Origin of the sequence: Streptomyces sp. NPDC096132 (assembly GCF_044763345.1) — a bacterium.
Classification (GTDB): domain Bacteria; phylum Actinomycetota; class Actinomycetes; order Streptomycetales; family Streptomycetaceae; genus Streptomyces.
Window position 1 is genome coordinate 101,577 of the sequence record NZ_JBIWGA010000015.1, and the last position, 16,895, is coordinate 118,471.

Below are 16,895 nucleotides of genomic sequence, written 5' to 3' on the forward strand. Positions count from 1 at the left end.
GGGACGCGTCAGTGCTTGAAGACGTCCTTGGTCTTCTCCTTGGCCTGACGTGCGTCGCCCTTGGCCTGCTCGGCGCGGCCCTCCGCCTCCAGCGGCAGGTCGCGCGTCGCCCGGCCGGTGACCTCCTTGGCCTTGCCCTTGATCTGTTCCTTCTTCGCCTTGGCCTTCTGGTCGCGTGCCACGGTGGATCACTCCTCGGTCGTGTGACGTCGTCCCGAGTGGCCGCCGGTGCGCTCCTCAAACGCGGGGTTCCAGGAACTCCAGCCGGTTGCCGACGGGGTCCCGGGCGTAGAAACGGTCGTGGTCCGGGAGGTCGTCGTCCCAGACGATGGGCACGCCGTGGGACTCGAGGCGGCCGGCGTACTCGGCGATGCCGGTGACCCTGAGGCCGGGGTGGGCCTTCCGTGAGGGCCTGAAGTCCTCTTCGACGCCGAGGTGCAGCTGGACCGTGCCCGCCTGGAACCAGCAGCCGCCGCGCGCCGCGAGCGCGGGCGGCTTCGGTGTCTCCGTCATGCCGAGGGCATCGACGTAGAAGGACCGCAGACGGTCCTCGGAGCCGGGCGGTGCCGCGAGCTGGACGTGGTCGACGGTGGTGATCATCGCGCCTCCTTGGTGGCCACCGCGAACAGGCGGCGGAACGGCAGGACGGTGCCGTAGGCGTGGCTCGGGTAGGCCTCGCGGAGCAGGTCGCGGTATTCGGTGACGAAGGCGCCCTGGGCCTCGGGGTCGTCGGCGAGGGCGTCGAGGGCGGGGCGCAGGCCGGTGCCCTTGACCCAGTCGAGGACGGGGTCCTCGCCCTGGAGGACGTGGTGGTACGTGGTCGTCCAGACGTCGGTGGCGCAGCCGAGGCGGGCGAGGTGGTCGAGGTAGACGCCGGGGGCGTGCACGGAGTCCTCGGGGCGCAGGACGTCGCCGAGGCGGGGCTTCCAGCGGGGGGTGTTGCCGAGTTCACGCATGAGGGCGTGCAGGGGGGCGTCGATGTTGTGGGGGACCTGGAAGGCGAGGGTGCCGCCGGGGGCGAGGCCGTCGAGCCAGGCGGGGAAGGCCTCGAGGTGGCCGGGGACCCAGTGGAGGGCGGCGTTGGAGACGAGCAGGTCGTAGGTCTCGTCGGGCGTCCAGGTGGTCAGGTCGGCGTAGGCGAAGTCGAGGTGTGGGCCGGCGTACGCCTGGGCGTCGGCGAGCATCTGGGGAGAGTTGTCGTAGCCGGTGACGCGGGCGGTGGGCCAGCGGTCGGTGAGGACGGTGGTGACGTTGCCGGGGCCGCAGCCGAGGTCGGCGATGCGGGGCGGGGCGCCGGGCAGGGCGGGGACGCGGGCGAGGAGGTCGGCGAAGGGGCGGGCGCGGTGGCCGGCGTGACGCAGGTACTGGGTGGGGTCCCAGGAGGGGTTGGTCGTCATGGTCGTAGCCTTCCCTCAGATTTATCTCGACATCAAGAGACTAGGGCGGGGGTTAGCTCGATATCAAGAGACTCGACATCAAGAGACTTCACATCGACACAACCACTACACTGATCGCCATGGAGGACGAGGTCGATCGGCTGGTCGCAGCGTGGCGCCGGGAGCGCCCGGACCTCGACGTGGAGCCGCTGGAAGTACTCAGCCGGGTGAGCAGACTGGCCCGGCATCTGGACCGGGCACGCCGACTGGCGTTCTCCGAGCACCAGCTGGAGCCCTGGGAGTTCGACGTCCTGACGGCGCTCCGGCGCGCGGGTGCCCCGTATCAGCTCTCGCCGGGCCAGCTGCTGACGCAGACCCTCGTCACCTCGGGCACGATGACGAACCGTATCGACCGGCTCGCGAAGAAGGGCCTGGTGGAGCGGCTGCCGGACCCGAGCGACCGGCGCGGTGTCCTGGTGCGTCTCACGGACGACGGCAAGGACCGCGCCGACCAGGCGCTCGCCGGACTGCTCGACCAGGAACGGGCGATCCTGGCCGAGCTCTCGCACGCCCAGCGCGGCGAACTGGCCGCCCTGCTACGCCAGCTGACCGCCCCGTTCGACAACATCCCCGGCTGAGGGCCTGCCGGGCAGATCAGGCCGGAAACGCGGGGTGTGGCACGCGCTCCCCTCCGCCTTGCAGCTGCACGCTCCCCCACGCTCGAAACAACTCGCGCGGGGGCACCCCCATCACCCCGCTCGCCCCTGCTGATCAGGCGCTGTTCGTTTCCTCCGGCCTGATCTGCCCGGCAGGCCCCAGATCCACCGGCCCCACTCCCGCCCGGCGCGCGAGGGCGACGGCGGCGAGGGTGGAGTGGACGCCCAGTTTGCCGAGGACGTTCTGCATGTGGGTGCGGACGGTGTGCGGGGAGAGGAAGAGGCGCTCGGCGACGGCCTTGCGCCCCAGGCCCGCGACCATGCACCGGAGGACTTCCCGCTCCCTCGGCGTGAGGGACTCGACGAGCCGTTCGCTCTCGGTGCGGTGCTTGCGGGCGGCCGTCAGCTCCCGCAGCACACCGGTGAGCAGGGCCGGAGGCAGATGGGTCTCCTCGCGCAGCACCCCGCGGATGACGGTCAGCAGCCGCGACAGCGAGCAGTCCTTCGCCACCCAGCCGGAGGCGCCGGCCTGCAGGGCGAGGGCCGCGCGGCGCGGGTCGTCCTTCTCCGCGAGGACCACGACCCGGACGTGGGGCTGCCCGGCGCGCACCCCGGCGACCAGGGAGATCCCGTCGACGAGCCCGTCCTCCCCCACTTCCTGCACGGGCACGGCGGCCCGTATGCCCGGCAGCGCGCCGCCCAGGCCGCCGCCGAGGTCGGCGTCGACGAGCAGCACGTCGTAGCGGCGTCCCTCGGCGGCCGCGCGCTCCAGACTGCGCAGTGCCGCCGGGCCGCTGCCGGCCGCGGACACGTCCACGTCGGGCTCGGCGGCGAGCGCCGCGGCGAGCGACTCGGCGAAGATGCGGTGGTCGTCGACGACCAGGACTCGGATGCGAACCACGAAACCCCCTTCCCCAAGCTCCTTGCCGGAGCAGGGGATACCCCAAGGTCCTCAGACGGAGAACGACGACCGGCGCGGGTACGACGCCCGGAGGGGATGCGAGCTACCGCACGGCCGCCGCCGTGCAGAGACTGCTACCCCCACTTCGGGCGCCGTACCCGACTGTCTCGCCCCCTGATCAGCACCGGCCCCCACCGGTGCTGTTCATCAGGGTAGGGCTGTGGGCGGGCAGCGGAAGGCAAAACGCAGAACTGGTTGGCCAGGGCGTTTATGGTGTGCCGCATGTTTCGTCTTGAGACAGAAGTCGACAGCACTCGGCGCGATCTTCTTCGTTCCCGGCTCCGCGACACCAACACGGCGGCGTCCCCGGTGCTGCGCGCCCTGCGCGGCACGCCCGCCGAACGCGAGGCCCCGCTGCACGTCTGGGCCTCGGACGCCGCCGGCGACCTGGCCGGCGGTCTGGTCGGCCACACCTGGACGACCTGGCTGCACGTCGCCTACCTGTGGGTCGACGAACGCCACCGCGGCACGGGCCTGGGCACCCGCCTCCTGGGCGAGGCGGAGCGCGTCGCCTCCGAGGAGCGGGGCTGCCGCCGGGTACGCCTGGAGACCTGGGACTTCCAGGCCCCGGACTTCTACAAGCGCCTCGGCTACGAGGTGGTGTGCGTGATCGACGACTATCCGCCGGGGATCACGGAGTACACACTGACGAAGCGGCTGGGGTGAGCCGGAGAGGTCACCCGTGGAACCTCGCCGGCCCCGCACGGCGGTGCGGGGCCGGCGAGGTCGTGGAAGCGGTCAGCCCAGGCGGCGGGCGCCTGCCGAAGGTACCGCCTCGAAGACGCGCGGGGCCGTGTGGCCGGCGGCCGCGAAGGCTTCCTCGATGGCCTTGGTGAGGGTGTCGACGTCGGTGGCCTCGGCGAGGACGATGGCCGAGCCGCCGAAGCCGCCGCCGGTCATGCGGGCGCCGAGGGCGCCGGTGGCGACGGCGGTGTCGACGACGAGGTCCAGCTCGGGGCAGGACACCCGGAAGTCGTCGCGCAGGGAGGCGTGGCCCTCGGTGAGGACCGGGCCGATGGCGCGGGTGTCGCCGGACTCCAGCAGCCGCACCGTCCGTTCGACGCGCTCGTCCTCCGTGACCACATGGCGCACCAGGCGGCGGACCTCCTCCTCGTCGCCGAGGCGGGCCAGGGCGGCGTCCAGGTCGGCGTACGGGATGTCCCGCAGCGCGTCGACGCCCAGCAGGGCCGCGCCCTTCTCGCAGCCGGCGCGGCGCTTGCCGTACTCGCCGTTGCTGTGGGCGTGCTTGACCTGGGTGTCGACGACCAGCAGGCGCAGCCCCAAGGCCGCCAGGTCCAGGGGGATCTGCTTCTGGGAGAGGTCGCGGGTGTCGAGGAAGAGGGCGTGCCCCTCCTCGCAGCAGGCGGAGGCCGTCTGGTCCATGATGCCGGTGGGGGCGCCGACGTAGACGTTCTCGGCGCGCTGGCACAGGCGGGCGAGCTGCCAGCGCTGCAGGCCGAGGTCGTAGAGGTCGTTGAGGGCGAGGGCGACCACGACCTCCAGGGCGGCCGACGAGGACAGGCCCGCGCCGGTCGGGACCGTGGAGGTCAGGTGGATGTCCGCGCCGGTGACCGGGTGGCCGGCCTCGCGCAGGGCCCAGACGACACCCGCCGGGTACGCCGTCCACCGGTCGTCCGACTGGGGTGCGAGGGCGTCGAGTTCCAGCTCGACGACGCCGCCCTCGATGTCGGAGGAGTGCAGGCGCAGCCGGCCGTCGTCCCGGCGGGAGACGGCCGCGAGCGCCTGGTGCGGCAGCGCGAAGGGCATCACGAAGCCGTCGTTGTAGTCGGTGTGCTCGCCGATGAGGTTGACGCGGCCGGGTGCGGCCCAGACGCCGTCGGGCTCCGCGCCGTACAGCTCGACGAAGGCCGAACGCACTTCCTGTGACCCCACTACTGCTCCCTTGCGATGTGCTGCGCGAACTCCCAGGCGTCCGCGACGATTCCCGCGAGGTCCGCGCGGGTCGGGTTCCAGCCCAGCTGCTCGCGGGCGGTGGCGGCGGAGGCGACCAGGACGGCCGGGTCGCCGCCGCGGCGGGGGGCCATGACCTCGGGGATCGGGTGGCCGGTGACCTCGCGGACGGTCTCGATGACCTCGCGGACGGAGAAGCCGTTGCCGTTGCCCAGGTTGCAGATGAGGTGTTCGCCGGGCTTGGCGGCCCGTACGGCGAGCAGGTGGGCCTCGGCGAGGTCGGCGACGTGGATGTAGTCGCGGACGCAGGTGCCGTCCGGGGTCGGGTAGTCGTCGCCGTAGACGGAGATGGCGTCGCGGCGGCCCTGGGCGACCTGGAGGACGAGCGGGATGAGGTGGGACTCGGGGTCGTGGCGTTCGCCCTGCTTGCCGTAGGCGCCCGCGACGTTGAAGTAGCGCAGGGAGACCGCGCCGAGGCCGTGGGCGGCGGCCTCGCCGGTGATCATGTGGTCGACGGCGAGCTTGGTGGCGCCGTAGGGGTTGGTCGGCTTGGTGGGGGCGGTCTCGACGATGGGGACCTGCTCCGGCTCGCCGTAGGTGGCGGCGGTGGAGGAGAAGACGAGCTTGCGCACGCCGGCCTCGCGCATGGCGGCGAGGAGGGCCATGCTGCCGCCGACGTTGTTGTCCCAGTACTTCTCGGGTTTCACGACGGACTCGCCGACCTGCGAGGACGCGGCGAAGTGGAGGACCGCGTCGAAGGAGGGGTCGAGCCACTTGGCGGCGTCGCGGATGTCGCCCTCGATGAAGGCGGCACCCGCCGGGACGCCCTCGCGGAAACCGGTGGTCAGGTTGTCGAGGACGACGACCTCGTGCCCCGCCTCCAGCAGGTGCTGGGCGACGACGCTGCCGACATAGCCGGCGCCTCCGGTGACCAGGTACTTCCCGCTCATGAACTCGCTACCTCTCGCAGTCGCTCGGCCGCGCGCTCCGGTGGCACGTCGTTGATGAAGACGTTCATGCCGGATTCGGAGCCCGCGAGGAACTTCAGCTTGCCGGACGTCCGGCGGATGGTGAAAAGCTCGAGGTGGAGCGCGAAGTCGTCACGATGGACGCCGTCGAACTCCTCCAGCGCGCCGAACGGTGCCTGGTGCCAGGCGGCGATGTAGGGCGTGGGCGGTTCACCTTCACCGAAGATACGGTCGAAGCGCCTCAAGAGTTCCAGATACATCTTGGGGAACTCTGTGCGGGCCCCCTCGTCGAGCGCGAGCAGGTCGGGCACGCGCCGCTTGGGGTAGAGGTGCACCTCGTACGGCCAGTGCGCCGCGTAGGGCACGAAGGCGACCCAGTGTTCACCCTCCAGGACGATCCGCTCGTCGGCGAGTTCACGCTCCAGTACGGCGTCGAAGAGGTTCTCCCCGCCGGTGGCGTCCTTGTGCGCGGCGACCGAACGCAGCATCAGGGCGGTGCGCGGGGTGGTGAACGGGTAGGCGTAGATCTGCCCGTGCGGGTGACCCAAAGTCACACCGATCTCGGCACCGCGGTTCTCGAAGCAGAACACCTGTTCCACGGAGGGCAGATGCGACAGTTCGGACGTACGGTCCGTCCACGCGTCGAGGACGAGTCGCGCCTGCTCCTCGGTGAGCTCGGCGAAGGACGCGTTGTGGTCGGAGGTGAAGCAGACGACCTCGCAGCGCCCGGAGTCGCCGGCCAGGGAGGGGAAACGGTTCTCGAAGACGACGACGTCGTACGACGAGTCCGGGATCTCGCTGAGCCGCCCGCCCTGGGAGGGGCACAGGGGGCACTCGTCGGCCGGCGGATGGTAGGTGCGCCCCTGCCGGTGCGAGGCGATCGCGACCGAGTCGCCCAGCAGCGGGTCCCGGCGTACCTCCGAAGTGGTGACCGTGCGCTCCAGGGGGCGCCGGTCCACCGCGTCGCGCACCGAGTCGTCCCGCAGGTCGTAGTAGATCAGCTCACGACCGTCGGCCAGCCGGGTCGAGGTCTTCTTCACCGCGACTCTCCATTGCCAAGTTAGTGCCAAGTAAGACTTCAAACAGAACCGAACACATAGAAACATAAACACGCGCGGGAAGTAACCCCCCACAACCAAACAAAGACCACCAGACAAGGTGAGCTCCGGATGCAGACCCCCACAGACTCCGTGCACCTGGCAGCCGAGCTGCGGCTCCCCACGAACGCGCTCGACTACACGATCCTCGGCATCTACTTCGTCGTCGTGCTGGGCATCGGCTTCGCCGCCCGCAGATCGGTGAAGACCAGCCTCGACTTCTTCCTCTCCGGGCGCTCCCTGCCCGCCTGGATCACCGGCCTCGCCTTCATCTCGGCCAACCTGGCCGCCACCGAGATCCTGGGCATGGCCGCGAACAGCGCCCAGTACGGCGCCTACACCGTGCACTGGTACTGGATCGGCGCCATCCCGGCGATGGTGTTCCTGGGCCTGGTGATGATGCCGTTCTACTACGGCAGCAAGGTCCGGTCCGTGCCCGAGTTCCTGCTGCTGCGCTTCGACAAGGGGGCCCATCTGCTCAGCTCGATCCTCTTCGCCTTCGCGGCGATCCTGATCGCGGGCGTCAACCTGTACGCCCTGGCGATCGTGGTCGAGGCGCTGCTGGGCTGGCCGCAGTGGGTGGCGATCGTGGTCGCGGGCTTCTTCGTCCTCGCGTACATCACCCTGGGCGGCCTCTCCTCGGCGATCTACAACGAGGTGCTGCAGTTCTTCGTGATCCTGGCGGCGCTGATCCCGCTGTCGGTGCTGGGGCTGAAGCGGGTGAACGGCTGGGACGGGCTCACGGACAAGCTGACCGCGACCCACGGGGACGACTTCGTGACCGCCTGGGGCGGCACCGGCATCGGCAGCTCCAACCCGCTGGGCGCGAACTGGCTGACGATCGTGCTGGGCCTCGGCTTCGTCCTCTCCTTCGGGTACTGGACGACGAACTTCGCGGAGGTGCAGCGCGCCCTGTCGGCGAGGAACCTCTCGGCCGCCCAGCGCACGCCGCTGATCGCCGCGTATCCCAAGGTCTTCATCGTCTTCCTGGTGATGATCCCGGGCCTGGTCGCCGCGGCCCTGATCCCCGGCTTCGGCACCGAGGAGTCGGGCTACCAGTACAACGACGCCATCCCGTACCTGATGCAGGACCTGCTGCCCAACGGCGTCCTGGGCATCGCCGTGACCGGCCTCCTCGCGGCCTTCATGGCGGGCATGGCGGCGAACATCTCGTCCTTCAACACGGTGTTCACCACGGACATCTGGGCGAAGTACGTGGTGCTGGGCCGCGAGGACGCGTACTACGTCCGCTTCGGCCGGCTGATCACCGCGATCGGCGTCGTGGCCTCGATCGGCACGGCGTTCCTGGCGTCGTCGTTCTCGAACATCATGAGCTACCTGCAGACGCTGTTCAGCTTCTTCAACGTCCCGATGTTCGTGGTCTTCATCGTCGGCATGTTCTGGAAGCGGGCGTCGATGAAGTCGGGCTTCTGGGGCCTGCTGGCCGGCACCACGGCGGCGATGATCAACTACTTCGTCCTCTACAAGCAGGACGTCATCGGCATCCCCACCGACCAGGGCGCCAACTTCGTCTCGGCGATCGCGGGCTTCGTCGCGGGCGCGGTGGTGATGGTGGCGGTCTCGCTGTTCACCGCGCCCAAGCCCGACGAGGAGCTCCAGGGCCTGGTCTACGGCACCCGCTCGCCCGGCATGGCCGAGCCGCCGGCGGCGGGCGACGACGCCTGGTACCGCAAGCCTGCCCTGCTGGGCTGGGGGGCCCTGATCCTGGCGGCGGCCTGCTACATCCCGTTCTCGTTCTGAGCCCGGTCGCGCGTCCCGCAGACCCAGGGAGGATGGAAACACCATGTCCGAGCAATTCGAACCCGACGAGCGTGCGAAGGCGGCCGAGCGGCTGCGGCGGGCGGGGTACAGCGAGGCCGACGTCCAGCGGGAGGTCACCGAGCTGGAGGAGAAGAGCGCGACCGCGGCCCGCATCTTCGACCTGCGGCGCATCATCGGTGCCCTGTTCGTGCTGTACGGCGTCATCCTCACGATCACCGGCCTCACCGACAGCGACGCGGAGATCGACAAGGCCCAGGGAATCAACATCAACCTCTGGACGGGCCTGGGCATGCTGGCCCTGGGCCTCTTCTTCCTGGTGTGGCTGTGGCTGAGGCCGACGGCCCCACCGGCCGCACCCCTGCCGGTACCGGAGGAGAAGATCTCACCCGAGTAGCCCCGAGCGGGGGTGCCGTCCGCCGGGCGGGCCTACAGCAGGCCCGCCCCCGACAGGAACTTGGCGACTCGTTCGGTCTCCTCCGTCGTCAGGGGGATCTGCGGGGCGGCCGTCACCGGGCAGGCGATGACGCCCCGGAGGTGCAGGGCCGTCTTGAAGGCGCCCAGGGCCGCCGAGCCGGGGCCCATTCGGGCCGGGTCGCCGACGGTGACCATGCCGAACAGGGTGCACAGCCGCTCCTGTTCGGCTCGCGCGGCAGCCAGGTCGCCCGCCCGGAAGAGGCGGTGGAGGCGGACGTACCCGTGCGGGTCGACGTTGCCGAGCCCCGGCACCACGCCGTGCGCGCCCAGCGCCAGGGCCGCGTCGACGAGGAGTTCGGAGCCGGTGAGGACGCTGAACCCCGGCAGGGCGCGGGCGCCGGTGACGACCTCGCGGAAGCCGGCCAGGTCGCCGCTGGAGTCCTTGAGGCCGGCGAGCACCCCGTCGGCGGCGAGTTCGAGGAGGAGCGGGGCGGGGAGCTTGGTGTGCACGGCGACCGGGATGTCGTAGGCGATCACCGGGACGGTGCTGCGCGCGGCGACCAGCCGGTAGTGGCGGGCGATCTCCGCGGGGTGGGTGCGGGCGTAGAAGGGCGCGGTGACGACGACGGCGTCCGCGCCCGCCGCCGTGACCGCCGCGACATGGTCCAGCACCCGGGGCGTGCTCATGTCGATCGCCCCGGCCAGCACGGGCAGCCGGCCGGCCACGTGCCCGGCCACCGTCTCGGTGACCAGCAGGCGCTGCCGGTCGGTGAGGTAGGCGACCTCCGAGGTGGAGCCGAGCACGAACAGCCCGTCCACCCCGCCGGCCACGAGATGGTCGACCAGCCTGAGCAGCGAGGGGACGTCCACCTCGCGGTCCGCGGTCAGCGGGGTGCAGACGGGCGGGACCACTCCGGTCAGCGGGGCGGGAAGGGCCATCGGGGCTCCCTGAGCAGGCTTGCGCGGACAGGTCTCTCCCGCTCTCCCCGCGCCGTCGGCACCGGGTGGGTCATGACTCCTGTACCGGGCCGGGATGACGGGTGATGTGGGCAAGAGGGCCCGCGCGGTCCAGCAGGCCGGTGCGGGCCGCCAGGGCCGCCGCCTCCAGGCGGGAGCCGACGCCCAGTTTCATCAGGACGCGCTGGACGTGGGTGCGGGCCGTGGAGGGGGCGATGCCCATGCCGGCGGCGATGAGCCGGGTGTCCTCGCCGTCGGCGACGCGGACCAGGACCTCGACCTCGCGCGGGGTGAGCATCTGCAGCAGACGCTGGCCCTCGTCGTCCGGCTGGGCCGCCGGGTTCAGAAGTTCGCTGAAGGCTCCCTGCAGGAGCTGGGGGGCCACCGCGGCCTCACCCGACCTCGCCTTCATGATCGCCCGTTCGACGCCCTCGATGCGCTCGTCGTGACGTACGTAGCCGGAGGCCCCTGCGGCGAAGGCGGCGGCGATGCCCCGGGGGCTGGGCACCGGGCCCAGGACGAGGACCGCCACCTGCGGGCGCTCCCGCTTGATGCGGACCACCGGGTCGAAGATGCCCGGCTCGGCCGGGGCGGCCGTCCCCAGCAGGCACACCTCGGGCGCCCGGGAGATCACCAGGTCGGCCGCGCCGGCGGCGGGCGCCGCCGCGGCGAGCACCCGGTGCCCCCGCAGTTTCAGCGCCGAGGCCAGCGCCTCGGCGAGCAGGCGGTGGTCGTCGACCACCATCAGCCGCACTCCCATCGAGCAACCCCCCAGTCCCCCCACGGAACCCAACAGACCTGGCACAACAGACAAAAGGTGCCCCCCGGCACCCCGTCCTTCATGCCCCCGGAAGCTACACGCTTGTTCGACGTTGCGCTCCCCCTACTGGTGAGAAGTGCCCCGGATCGCCGAAATTCCTCGCATTCGAGGGTGATGAGCGGTAAGTGCACGGCCCCACCCCTGAGCAGGGGCGGGGCCGTTCATCTGTGCGGTAGGGATCAGCCGGAGGTGCCGAAGGCGATCGCCAGGTACTCCTTGTCGCCGGTGCTGGAGTCGTCGGCGTAGGTGTCCGCCAGGTACAGCCGGCCCTGGGAGTAGAGGATCTCCGAGTACTCGGCGGACATGGTGCTCTCCATCTCCCGCGACTCCTCGGAGTCCGGGTTCTCCAGCAGCGTGGTCTGCTTGAACGAGGTGCCGTCGATGCTGACGACCTGCCCGCCCTTGTCGTACGGCGGCTCCTTGTACGCGATCACGTTGCCGCCGTCCATCCGCAGCGGGTAGAGCGTGGAGTCGGTCCCGGAGTCGGCGCGCTGGCCGGTCTGCTTGCCCGTGGCCAGGTCGAAGGCGACGATCTCGTTGACGTTGCCGCCGTCGGTGTCGTCGTGCTCCTCGGTCGCGATGTAGAGGCGGTCGTTGCCGACGGCCAGGCCCTTGCACGCCTCGGGCAGGTCGATGCTGTCGCACTCCGCCGCGTACGCGTCGCCCGGCGCCGAGATACGGGTGCGCAGCTCGCCGGTCTTGTTGTCGATGGAGAAGAAGTCCGAGATGCCGCTGCCGTCACCGGCGCTGTCGCCGACGTCGGCGGCCACGACCAGCGGGTCCGTCGACACGACGCCGGCGTACTCGATGTCGGTGGCCATCTTGTACTCGGACAGCACCTTCCCGGAGGCCGGGTCGATGGTCTGGATGTGCAGCTGCGGCGCGTCGTAGGAACCGCACTTGCGTACGGCGACCAGCTTGGCGCCGCCGCCATAGCCGGCGTCGTAGCAGGTGTCGGAGGTCTTGGGCGCCCACAGCTGCTTGCCGGTGGAGATGTCGAAGGCGGCGCCGCCGTCGGTGCTGCCCACGGCGACCGTGTTCGCGCTGACGGTGACGTTGTCGAAGTCGATCGGGTCGTCACCGGAGTTGACGGTCTTCGTCCACAACTGACGGCCCGCGTTGAGGTCGATCGCCGCGACCTGCGAGCAGCCGGCCGTGGAGTCCTTCGGGGGCATCTTCGGCTGGAAGACGATCGCCGTCCGCCCGTCCTCGTTGGTCTGGCGGCTCGCCGCGCACACCGGGCCGGGCAGCTTGACCGTCCACAGCTTGGTGCCCTTGTCGCGGTCGTAGCCGACGATCTCGGCGACACCGGCCTTCACATAGGCCTTGTCGGTCAGCCAGGAGCCGTCCACGGCGTAGCTCTCGTCCTTCGCGACCTTGGGCATCGGCACCTGGAAGAGGGCCTTGGCGGCGGGGTCGGCGGGCACCTTCTCGCTGCCCTTGGCGGTGCCCGGCTTGCCCTCGTCGCCCCCGGTGCCGCCGGAGGCCGTGGGGCCGTCGTTCCCGCCCTCACCGCCGGAGGACTTCGCGTACCAGACGCCGCCCCCGATGATCAGCGCGATCGCCGCGACCGCCGCGACGATGATCACCATCGAGGCGTTCACCTTCCGCCCGCCGGCGGGGGCGGACGGCGACTGCAGGGGCACGGTCATCGGCTGACCCGGGTAGCCGTAGCCGGGCTGCTGACCGTACGGGGCGGGGGCGCCGTACGGGGATTGCGGCTGGGGGGCGGCACCGTACGGGGGCTGCTGCTGCGGGGCGGGGGCCGCGGGGTAGCCGTAGCCCGGCTGGGGCTGCGGAGGCTGAGGGGCCGACGGGTAGCCGTAACCCGGCTGGGGCTGCGGAGGCTGGGGAGCCGACGGGTAGCCGTAACCCGGCTGGGGCTGCTGCGCCGGGGGCGCGGGCGGCTGCGGGGGCTGAACCTGCGGAGCACCTTGCCCACCCTGGGGCGGGCCGAAGGCGCCCTGCTGCGGGGGCTGGTCCTGCGGTGTGCCGGAAGGGCCCTGCGGGGGCTGGTTCGGCGGCGGGGGCGGCGGCTGGGTCATGGTGTGGTGTACCTCGGCGGGACGCTCGGGAAAGGGCGGGACGGGAAGGACGTCGGGGGGATCCGGCCGGGCGTGGACGGCGGCCGCCGGTCCGCCCGGCTCACCCGGCTCACTTGCCGTAGGCGAGCATCAGCTTCTCCTTGCCGTCGTCCTCGCCGGTCAGTTGGGTGGAGGAGAGGTAGAGACGGTCGTCGACCCAGGCGCGGTCGCCGTCGTAGAAGCCGTCCTCGATCTCGATCGTGCCCTCGGGCATCTGCAGCAGCGTCGTCGGCGTGTGGGCGGACCCGGCCGTCGGGATCGACACGACCCGGCCGCCCGCGTCGGTCGACGGCTCGACGTACGCGACGAGCTTGCCGCCCTCGGTTTTGAGCGGCACCATCGACTCGTCCGTGGGCGACTTCACGCGCCACTTCTCCTTGCCGTTGGCCAGGTTGATCGCGACGATCTCGTTGGCGCCGGTGGTCGCGTCGGTCGGCAGGTAGAGGGTGTCGGCGTCGGTGGCCGTGCCCTGGCAGCCGGTGAGGTCGCTGTCGAAGAGGGACCAGCCGCACTCGGGGGCGAAGTCCTCGTCGACGGCGACCTGGGAGCCGAAGGTGCCGTCCGTCTTGAACGTCGAGATGTTCCAGGTGTTCTTGTCGTCGTTGGTGCTGTAGACGACGAGCGGGTCGACGGAGTACGCCCGTTCGACCGACCACCCCTTGTCGAACTTCCGGGTCCACTCGACCTTGCCGGTCGCCGGGTCCAGTTCCTGGAGTTCCTCGTGCTCGTCGGCCTTGAGGGCGGCGCAGGACGACACCATGACCAGCCGGGCACCGCCCGCGAAGGCCTTCGGGAAGCACGCGTCGCCGTACTTCTGCTTGTCGTACAGCTTCTTGCCGGTGCGGACGTCGTACGCGATCCCGGACTGCGAGCGGCCCACCACCAGGGTGTTGCCCGCGAGCGACAGCCCGACGCTGCTGCCCACGCTGTCGAAGAGCTGGCCGTCCGGGACCTCGACGGTCCAGCCCTTGGCGCCGGTGGTGAGGTCGATCTGCTGGAGCTTGTTGCACTGGGCGCGGTCGCTGACGCCGCTCATGTACGCGACGACGATCTTGTCGTCGGTGGTCTTCTGCTGGGTGACCGAGCAGATCCTCTGCGGGAACGTGATCGTGTCCCAGGCCGGCTTGCCGTCGCCGACGTCGTACGCGACGACCTCCTTGTACGCCGCCTTCACGGCCGCCTTGGACGTGATCCACATGCCGGGCGCCTCGGCGCCGTCGGCGGGGGCGTCCGGCGCCTCCTTGTACCAGAGCACCTTCGCCTCGCCGGCCTTGCGGCCGGCGTTGAGGTCCTGCGGGTCCGAGCCGCCGTCGCCGCTGCCGTCACCAGGGTTGACGGCGCTGTCGCTCGCGTTCGGCTTGTCGTCGCTCGGCCCGGCGACCGGCTTCTTGTCGTCGTCACCGCCGTTCGTGACCGCGAACACGGCCCCGCCGATCACCAGCAGCGCGGCGACGGCGGCGCCCACGACCAGCGCGGGGCGCCCCTTGAAGGGGTTGCGCGAGCCGGAGCCGGGGGGCGGGGTGCCGGGGCCGCCGGGGAACTGTGGCGGGGGCGGGTAGCCGTAGCCGGGCTGCCGGCCGTAGGGGGCGGTCGGCTGTCCGTACGGACCCGGCTGGGCGTACGGTCCCGGCTGCGCGGGCTGCCCGTACGGTCCCGGCTGCGGGGCCTGTCCGTACGGTCCCGGTGCGGCCGGGGTGCCGTACGGTCCGGGCTGCTGCGGGTAGCCGTAGCCGGGCCGGGCGGGCGGCTGGGGCGGCATCTGAGGTGCTCCGAAACCACCCTGCTGCGGCGGCTGATCAGGCGGCTGAGCCATCAGCGTGTTCCCCCTTGTCACTGATTTTTGGCCAGCCCTTTGTATCACTCGGGGCAGACGCCGAAGCGGGCCGGATCCGCCCCTGTTCCCAAGGGAGGACCGGCCCGTGATGCCCTCGTTATGCGCCTTCACGCCCCCTTCACGGGGCGTACGCGCCGCCCACCGGGATGCACCGAAGTGCTATGCGTCCTCGGCGAGTTCCAGCCAACGCAGTTCCAGGTCCTCGCGCTCTCCCGCCAGTCCGCGCAGCTCGGCGTCGAGTTCGGCGACCTTCGCGAAGTCGGTGGCGTTGTCGGCGATCTGGGCGTGCAGCTTGGTCTCCCGCTCGGAGATCTTGTCCAACTGCCGCTCGATCCGCTGGAGTTCCTTCTTGGCGGCGCGCTGGTCGGCGGCGCTCTTCTCGGTCGTGGCCGGCTTCTGCGCGGCGGCCGGGGCGGAGGCGGCCGCGGCCTCCTCCATGCGCGCGCGGCGCTCCAGGTACTCGTCGATGCCGCGCGGGAGCATCCGCAGGGTGGCGTCGCCCAGCAGCGCGAACACCCGGTCCGTGGTGCGCTCGACGAAGAACCGGTCGTGGGAGATCACGATCATCGAGCCGGGCCAGCCGTCGAGGACGTCCTCGAGCTGGGTGAGGGTCTCGATGTCGAGGTCGTTGGTGGGCTCGTCGAGGAAGAGGACGTTGGGCTCGTCCATGAGCAGGCGCAGGAGCTGGAGCCGGCGGCGCTCACCACCGGACAGGTCGCCCACCGGCGTCCACTGCTTCTCCTTGTTGAAGCCGAACGTCTCGCACAGCTGACCGGCGGTCATCTCGCGGCCCTTGCCGAGGTCGACGCGCTCGCGGACCCGCTGCACGGCCTCCAGGACGCGCAGGTTCGGGTCGAGTTCGCCGACCTCCTGGGAGAGGTAGGCGAGCTTCACGGTCTTGCCGACGGTGACCCGCCCGCCCGCGGGCTGTGCCTCGCCCTCGGTGCGGGCGGCCTCGGCCATGGCCCGCAGGAGGGAGGTCTTGCCGGCGCCGTTGACGCCGACCAGGCCGATGCGGTCGCCGGGGCCGAGATGCCAGGTGACGTGCTTGAGCAGCACCTTCGGGCCGGCCTGGACGGTGACGTCCTCGAGGTCGAAGACGGTCCTGCCGAGCCGCGAGGAGGCGAACTTCATCAGCTCGCTGCTGTCCCGCGGCGGCGGCACGTCCTTGATCAGCTCGTTGGCGGCCTCCACCCGGAAGCGCGGCTTGGACGTGCGCGCGGGGGCGCCGCGGCGCAGCCAGGCCAGCTCCTTGCGGACCAGGTTCTGCCGCTTGGCCTCCTCGGTCGCGGCGATGCGTTCGCGCTCGGCGCGCGCGAAGACGTAGTCGGAGTAGCCGCCCTCGTACTCGTGGACGTCGCCGCGCTGGACGTCCCACATGCGGGTGCAGACCTGGTCGAGGAACCAGCGGTCGTGGGTGACGCAGACGAGCGCGGAGCGGCGGGTCTGCAGATGCCGGGCGAGCCAGGCGATGCCCTCGACGTCGAGGTGGTTCGTCGGCTCGTCGAGGACGATCAGGTCCTGTTCGTCGATGAGCAGCTTGGCGAGCGCGATACGGCGGCGCTCACCGCCGGAGAGCGGTCCGATGACGGTGTCCAGGCCCTGGGGGAAGCCGGGCAGGTCCAGGCCGCCGAAGAGGCCGGTCAGCACGTCCCTGATCTTGGCGTTGCCGGCCCACTCGTGGTCGGCCAGGTCCCGGATGACCTCGTGCCGTACGGTCGCGGCGGGGTCCAGGGAGTCGTGCTGGGTGAGCACGCCCATGCGCAGCCCGCCGGAGTGGGTGACCCGGCCGGTGTCGGCCTCCTCCAGCTTGGCGAGCATGCGGATCAGCGTGGTCTTGCCGTCGCCGTTGCGGCCGACGACGCCGATCCGGTCCCCTTCGGACACGCCGAGCGAGATGCCGTCGAGGAGCGTACGGGTGCCGTACACCTTGCTGACGTTCTCGACATTGACCAGGTTGACGGCCATTTCTCTCCTGCCCGGGGGGTCGATCGACCCTCCAGGGTAGTCGGGCGGGCGGCCGTGCCCTCAAACG

General features: G+C 71.1%; 16 protein-coding genes. 4 read left to right on the plus strand and 12 right to left on the minus strand.

The features are described from left to right. Positions 1–8: 8 nt before the first annotated feature. The 3 genes from ACIRF9_RS31655 to ACIRF9_RS31665 are packed head-to-tail and all read right to left on the minus strand — an operon-like array spanning position 9 to position 1,397. A complete protein-coding gene (locus ACIRF9_RS31655; RefSeq protein ID WP_403829004.1) occupies positions 9–182 on the minus strand; it encodes a CsbD family protein in 174 nt (57 codons plus the stop codon). A 55-nt stretch (positions 183–237) separates the two neighbouring features. Further along, the gene (locus ACIRF9_RS31660; protein WP_403829006.1) at positions 238–600 is read right to left on the minus strand and encodes a VOC family protein; all 363 of its coding nucleotides are present in this window, start codon (positions 598–600) and stop codon (positions 238–240) included. Further along, positions 597–1,397, minus strand: coding sequence for a trans-aconitate 2-methyltransferase (locus ACIRF9_RS31665; protein ID WP_403829009.1), 801 nt, complete (start codon positions 1,395–1,397; stop codon positions 597–599). Before ACIRF9_RS31665 ends, ACIRF9_RS31660 begins: the two co-directional genes overlap by 4 nt. 119 nt (positions 1,398–1,516) lie before the next feature. Here ACIRF9_RS31665 and tamR point away from each other — a divergent pair, with 119 nt between their 5' ends. Further along, a complete protein-coding gene (gene tamR, locus ACIRF9_RS31670) occupies positions 1,517–2,014 on the plus strand; it encodes a MarR family transcriptional regulator TamR (RefSeq protein ID WP_055636625.1) in 498 nt (165 codons plus the stop codon). Between the two features lie 133 nt (positions 2,015–2,147). On the opposite strand, the gene ACIRF9_RS31675 is transcribed toward tamR, so the two are convergent. Next, positions 2,148–2,933 (minus strand): LuxR C-terminal-related transcriptional regulator, encoded by a 786-nt coding sequence (locus ACIRF9_RS31675; protein WP_403829013.1) that lies wholly within the window; start codon positions 2,931–2,933, stop codon positions 2,148–2,150. Between the two features lie 282 nt (positions 2,934–3,215). On the opposite strand from ACIRF9_RS31675, the gene ACIRF9_RS31680 reads away from it, so the two are divergent. Next, a complete protein-coding gene (locus tag ACIRF9_RS31680; RefSeq protein WP_403829016.1) occupies positions 3,216–3,659 on the plus strand; it encodes a GNAT family N-acetyltransferase in 444 nt (147 codons plus the stop codon). A 72-nt stretch (positions 3,660–3,731) separates the two neighbouring features. Here the strand turns inward: ACIRF9_RS31680 and galK are convergent, their stop codons facing one another. Genes galK through galT form a run of 3 tightly spaced genes read right to left on the minus strand, consistent with a single transcriptional unit; the run spans position 3,732 to position 6,912 of the window. Then, positions 3,732–4,886 (minus strand): galactokinase, encoded by a 1,155-nt coding sequence (galK, locus tag ACIRF9_RS31685; RefSeq protein WP_403829019.1) that lies wholly within the window; start codon positions 4,884–4,886, stop codon positions 3,732–3,734. Beyond that, on the minus strand, positions 4,886–5,854 hold the full coding sequence (galE, locus tag ACIRF9_RS31690; RefSeq protein ID WP_403829022.1) for a UDP-glucose 4-epimerase GalE: 969 nt from the start codon (positions 5,852–5,854) through the stop codon (positions 4,886–4,888). Before galE ends, galK begins: the two co-directional genes overlap by 1 nt. After that, positions 5,851–6,912, minus strand: coding sequence for a galactose-1-phosphate uridylyltransferase (gene galT / locus ACIRF9_RS31695; protein WP_403829024.1), 1,062 nt, complete (start codon positions 6,910–6,912; stop codon positions 5,851–5,853). The genes galE and galT overlap by 4 nt, the downstream gene beginning before the upstream one ends. Positions 6,913–7,041: 129 nt before the next feature. Here galT and ACIRF9_RS31700 point away from each other — a divergent pair, with 129 nt between their 5' ends. Next, on the plus strand, positions 7,042–8,730 hold the full coding sequence (locus tag ACIRF9_RS31700; RefSeq protein ID WP_403829027.1) for a sodium:solute symporter family protein: 1,689 nt from the start codon (positions 7,042–7,044) through the stop codon (positions 8,728–8,730). Between the two features lie 43 nt (positions 8,731–8,773). Next, positions 8,774–9,145, plus strand: a complete 372-nt coding sequence (locus tag ACIRF9_RS31705) for a hypothetical protein (RefSeq protein ID WP_403829030.1) — start codon at positions 8,774–8,776, stop codon at positions 9,143–9,145. Between the two features lie 32 nt (positions 9,146–9,177). Here ACIRF9_RS31705 and ACIRF9_RS31710 read toward each other — a convergent pair whose 3' ends face one another. The 5 genes from ACIRF9_RS31710 to ACIRF9_RS31730 all read right to left on the minus strand — a co-directional run bounded on the left by ACIRF9_RS31710 (position 9,178) and on the right by ACIRF9_RS31730 (position 16,828). Further along, positions 9,178–10,104: a dihydrodipicolinate synthase family protein gene (locus tag ACIRF9_RS31710; RefSeq protein WP_403829033.1), complete on the minus strand. Its 927-nt coding sequence runs from the start codon at positions 10,102–10,104 to the stop codon at positions 9,178–9,180. Between the two features lie 70 nt (positions 10,105–10,174). Next, a complete protein-coding gene (locus ACIRF9_RS31715; RefSeq protein WP_403829035.1) occupies positions 10,175–10,882 on the minus strand; it encodes a LuxR C-terminal-related transcriptional regulator in 708 nt (235 codons plus the stop codon). Between the two features lie 239 nt (positions 10,883–11,121). Next, positions 11,122–12,987, minus strand: coding sequence for a PQQ-binding-like beta-propeller repeat protein (locus ACIRF9_RS31720; protein ID WP_403829038.1), 1,866 nt, complete (start codon positions 12,985–12,987; stop codon positions 11,122–11,124). 109 nt (positions 12,988–13,096) lie between these two features. Further along, a complete protein-coding gene (locus tag ACIRF9_RS31725; RefSeq protein ID WP_403829041.1) occupies positions 13,097–14,839 on the minus strand; it encodes a PQQ-binding-like beta-propeller repeat protein in 1,743 nt (580 codons plus the stop codon). A gap of 180 nt (positions 14,840–15,019) precedes the next feature. Then, positions 15,020–16,828 (minus strand): ABC-F family ATP-binding cassette domain-containing protein, encoded by a 1,809-nt coding sequence (locus ACIRF9_RS31730; RefSeq protein WP_403829043.1) that lies wholly within the window; start codon positions 16,826–16,828, stop codon positions 15,020–15,022. Positions 16,829–16,895 lie beyond the last annotated feature (67 nt).